Here is a 4,396-nt window from a genome sequence, read left to right on the forward strand (position 1 = left end):
TTCGGCTTGCTTTAAAATCGCCATAATTTGGCTGTCGGAATAGCGTGCTGCTTTCATGTAGAGCTCCTCAAACACTGCGAGAAAATTCTACTTAAAAATGAGCTGGTTTTGTGGGGGGATTACCGTATCTGTGAAAAATGCGGCAAAAAGGTTATCGAAGATTAGGCACTACAGTTTGAATATGGACAGCCAACGCGTGATATGTTTAGTTCAAGTAAAAAAAATGATAATAGAAACCGATAGAAACTAGAGGCAGACCACGGTTAAGAGCATACGAAAGTTGTAAACTGCTCAGGCCCCTGCGAAAGCGCCATGAAATAAAGCAGCACTGGCCTATATCGGGCAAGCGTGTTTGAACCATCTCAGGGGCCAGCTCCTTACTTTTACGTTAGGGATCGCAAAAAATGCACAGACTCGCCAGCGCAAGTGATTTCGCATCGGTCTACTCGATCTATATGCACGAGGAAGTGGTGCCATTCCTTGGCTTCGATCCACTGTCCAAGGAAGAATTTGAGCCAATTTTCGCATCGCTGGTGCGCTCAAACAGCTTCTTCGTGGTTGAGCTCGAAGGCGTAGTGAAAGGCTTCTACCGTGTCACAAGGCATGAAGGTCGGGCTAATCACTCGGCCTATTTAGGGACACTTGCAGTTTCACCAGATGAAAAGGGCTCTGGTTTCGCTTTCAGCATGATGACTGAAGCGATCAAAAACCTAAGTGCAAAAGGCATTCTGCGGGTCGAGCTCATGCTTGAGGCCGACAATCCGCGGGCATTGGCTTTCTACAAAAAGCTCGGCTTTGTTCAGGAGGGCATCATGCGATCCGCTTATAAACGATCTAACCAAGCTCATTACATAGATGAGTTCTTTCTTGCCAAGTTGCTCCAGCCATTGCTTGGAGGCATTAATGTCTAACCCTTCCATCGAGCAGCCCCACACCGGCAGAGCGCTTCAAGCCACATCACATGAATCCGAATGCGAGGCGATTCGTTCAATCGAGCGAACGCGGCTTACAGCTTTAGTAGAAGGGAATATTAAAGATGCAAGGCCAATTCACGCCTCTGAATTTCAACTGATTACGCCCATCGGAATGACTCTCTCCAAGGATCAATACCTTGGCGCAATTTCCGCTGGTGTTCTCAAGTACCACGCATGGGATCCGAAGCACATCGATGTGCGCCTGAACGGCCCAGTGGCCGTCATTCGGTACCAGTCCAGCATGGAGGTCACCTTTGGACCACATTACATTCCACGCACCGAGTACTGGCACACCGATATTTACGAGAGCTCTGAAGACACATGGCAAATCGTGTGGTCGCAAGCAACAGAGATAAGGCCCGTTGATTAGAAGCTCAAAAGCGAGTTCACCACACACATTACCTAACCCATCGCTTGAGCGAAGCAGCCAAAATGTGCGTATTTGGGTTCCTTGCGCTGCGCTACGGCCCCCTCTCAACTTACACAATAGGAACACTCATGGACGTCCAAATTGTTACATTCCCTGAAACAAAGGTTGTTGCCGTTGAGCATCTCGGGCCGCCTGCACTTGAATACGATACGGTGCGAAAGCTAGTTGCTTGGAAGCTAGAAAACCGGCTACTGGATCAATTAAAGTATCGAAGCTACGGCATCCACTACACAAACCCACTCATCACGCCACCTTCCGATCACCGCGTAGATTTTTGCCTTTCTTTTGATGAAGACGTTGGCCCCAATCCTTACGGGATTCGAAATATGGTCATCCCAAGCCTGCGTTGCGCTTTTGCACGGGACATTGGCTCCCGATCAAACAATAAAGCCGCCATCTATCTCCATAAAACTTGGTTGCCCCAAAGCGGCGAATCACCCAGTGATTTCCCCATCTTCTTCCACTACGTCAACGTTGGCCCAAATGTGCGAGAAGAGGAAATGATGACCGATGTCTACTTACCATTGAAGTAGGGTGGGCAAGGCGGTTTATCTTGCCCACGCGGATACGCGGCGTGGGCAAGAAAGCACCCACCCTACGATGTTTTAAATGCTTGCAATAGTGCAATCCAAGTTGAAGCCTGTGTAACAATTAAAACATTCTCCTTAAGTTGATAGGATTGGGTTTACCGGTGAGTTCTCTATTTTTTAAAAAATTAATAGACGACCGGTCTACTTTATAATATAGTTCACGACATCAAGAAAGCGCCAGATAATTTACAGTTAAGTTCTAGGGTCTGTTGACGCTTCATTCACAATTGCGCTGAGCCGGAAAACGGCCAAGCACAAGGCATGTGACGAAGGCAATAACTGGTTATTGCCGAGGAGCATAACGCAGTGAATGGCCATTTTCCGGCTCAGCCCTTTGGGTTTAGCCCATTTTTGGGGCTGCACTGCGTTAAAAATCGCTTATGGTACTCGTACCATGTCGCAATTTTCTCCTTGTTCAGCCCCAAAACGGGGCTAAACGCAGCCGTGAATGAAACGTCAACAGACCCTAGCTAGCAAAACCTAGCACACAAGTAATTGATTACAGAAGGCAGATCATTATTTATAAAATAGACGACTGGTCTATTAATTTAACAAAAAATCATCAGCTCACTACACAGACCATTTTTATGCAGCAGGCCAGCTAAGTAGCAGCCTGATACTTACCCCACCACCGATCAGGATCTAATATGAAACTATTAATTGTGCTTACCTCCCACGACCAACTGGGCAACACCGGCGAAAAGACAGGCTTTGGGCTAGAAGAATTAGCAGCACCTTACTATGCATTTAAAGATGCTGGCGTAGCAATGACACTGGTTTCTCCGCTGGGTGGCCAGCCACCACTTGATCCTAAAAGTGATGATCCTTCCGCTCAAACTGAGGCCACTTTACGCTTTAAGGCCGATCCTGCCGCGCTAAGCATTCTGGCGAATACTTCTAAATTAAGCGATGTTGTGGCTGCTGATTTTGATGCGGTATTTTATCCAGGCGGCCATGGCCCATTGTGGGATCTGGCTGAAGATACGCATTCTATTGCGCTGATCGAAACCATGTTGGCCAGCGGCAAACCCGTGGCGGCGGTATGCCATGCTCCTGGCGTATTCCGCCACCCTAAATCCGCCGATGGCCAATCAGTTGTTGCTGGCAAAAAGGTAACGGGCTTTACCAATACCGAAGAAGAAGCGGTTGGCCTAAGTAAGGTGGTGCCATTTTTAGTGGAAGATATGCTAAAGCAAAATGGTGGCAGCTATTCTAAGCAGGCCGACTGGATGCCTTATGTTGTCAGCGATGGCTTGCTCATTACCGGCCAAAACCCTGCTTCATCCGAGCCTGCTGCACGTGCACTGATGGCTTTACTGGCCTGATCTATTCGGCACAATTTTAAACTTGCATTCATCCGCTTAAATCTCTCCCTGCGCAGCCTCTTTGGCATGGCTTTATGCCATAACACAGGGCTGCGCCTCTTTTTATAAAACCAAAGATCCCCAGATTAGCGTCATACGATACCCATTTCCGCGTGGGCAGCGCTGCCCTTGGCTGAGCGTCAGCTATACTTACACGGATCTTTACTCGGCTAGAGCCACTACAAGATCAACTGACCACGCTTATCTGCCATGAAATGGGCAAAGATATCTACAACGCAAATGATGAAGCCGGGGGCTCCACCCAAAGAGGGCCATATTTTGCCAGTGAGGTGGCCACAGGCTGCAGAACCCGCTGCAAAAGTCGACCGCCTGATTCACTTCAACCCATTTCATGCCGCGATCTTGACGCAAATTTGCAGCAACTTAAGCCGCTCGCACAAAACCCCACATCGCCAATGCGCAACTAGCCTTTCTAATAAAACGAGCTAAAGTAAATAAAAATACGCCTCTGGAGCCGATGATGCTTAAACCACTGCAAGAATGGATTTGCGATAGCTGTGGCAAAACCATTACATCCCCTGATGAGGGCTATGTGATTTGGCAGCACGACAGTAATCAGCATGATTTTGATTTCAGAATCATCCATAAATTTGTTTGCGAGCCGCCTTCTTATCCCTCCTCCGTGCCACTGAAAGATTTTTTAGGCACCAAAGGCAGCACCTACTTACTTTCGTTTATTAGCCTAGGAAAAATCAAAGCCCGAGGCCAATATCGCAATTATTGCCATGTGCTTAATTTCGACGAATTTGTCGATTTATATCGCCGTGTACAAATCCCTTATTACGAAGAAGCACGCACAAAATTTAACAATCCTCAATTATTAGCAGATATGGAAGACGCCAGCGAAGTACATCCTTATCAAGAAGACGTACTCAAACAGATTATTGAAAAATATTGTAAGCGCTCAGCCCTCCCACCTAGCCAGCTGCTTTAGCCTTCGTTATCTTGTGGGCTCTGATCTTTAACAAATGGCAGCAGCTCGTCAATTCGGCTATTGGGCCAAGTCGGGAGTTTTTC

The 4,396-nt window shown here is 47.5% G+C and carries 5 protein-coding genes; all 5 read left to right on the forward strand.

Features of this window, described 5'->3' with window-relative positions:
- Nucleotides 1-404: 404 nt before the first annotated feature.
- The 5 genes from R6242_RS22000 (at nt 405) to R6242_RS22020 (ending at nt 4,313) form a co-directional block, all read left to right on the forward strand.
- Nucleotides 405-911 (forward strand): GNAT family N-acetyltransferase, encoded by a 507-nt coding sequence (locus R6242_RS22000; RefSeq protein ID WP_318430998.1) that lies wholly within the window; start codon nt 405-407, stop codon nt 909-911.
- A complete protein-coding gene (locus R6242_RS22005; RefSeq protein WP_318431000.1) occupies nt 904-1,344 on the forward strand; it encodes a nuclear transport factor 2 family protein in 441 nt (146 codons plus the stop codon). Before R6242_RS22000 ends, R6242_RS22005 begins: the two co-directional genes overlap by 8 nt.
- A 128-nt stretch (nt 1,345-1,472) precedes the next feature.
- Nucleotides 1,473-1,937 (forward strand): AraC family transcriptional regulator, encoded by a 465-nt coding sequence (locus tag R6242_RS22010; protein ID WP_318431001.1) that lies wholly within the window; start codon nt 1,473-1,475, stop codon nt 1,935-1,937.
- Between the two features lie 704 nt (nt 1,938-2,641).
- Nucleotides 2,642-3,319, forward strand: a complete 678-nt coding sequence (locus tag R6242_RS22015) for a type 1 glutamine amidotransferase domain-containing protein (protein WP_318431002.1) — start codon at nt 2,642-2,644, stop codon at nt 3,317-3,319.
- A 517-nt stretch (nt 3,320-3,836) separates the two neighbouring features.
- Nucleotides 3,837-4,313: a hypothetical protein gene (locus R6242_RS22020; protein WP_318431003.1), complete on the forward strand. Its 477-nt coding sequence runs from the start codon at nt 3,837-3,839 to the stop codon at nt 4,311-4,313.
- Nucleotides 4,314-4,396: the final 83 nt, after the last annotated feature.

The sequence above is a fragment of the Iodobacter sp. CM08 genome, from assembly GCF_033446605.1.
Classification (GTDB): Bacteria; Pseudomonadota; Gammaproteobacteria; order Burkholderiales; family Chitinibacteraceae; genus Iodobacter.

What these genes read in the sequence shown, in the direction of transcription:
- R6242_RS22000 (WP_318430998.1), top strand. Translation starts at nt 405, where the DNA reads ATGCACAGACTCGCCAGCGCAAGTGATTTCGCATCGGTCTACTCGATC.
- R6242_RS22005 (WP_318431000.1), top strand. Translation starts at nt 904, where the DNA reads ATGTCTAACCCTTCCATCGAGCAGCCCCACACCGGCAGAGCGCTTCAA.
- R6242_RS22010 (WP_318431001.1), top strand. Translation starts at nt 1,473, where the DNA reads ATGGACGTCCAAATTGTTACATTCCCTGAAACAAAGGTTGTTGCCGTT.
- R6242_RS22015 (WP_318431002.1), top strand. Translation starts at nt 2,642, where the DNA reads ATGAAACTATTAATTGTGCTTACCTCCCACGACCAACTGGGCAACACC.
- R6242_RS22020 (WP_318431003.1), top strand. Translation starts at nt 3,837, where the DNA reads ATGATGCTTAAACCACTGCAAGAATGGATTTGCGATAGCTGTGGCAAA.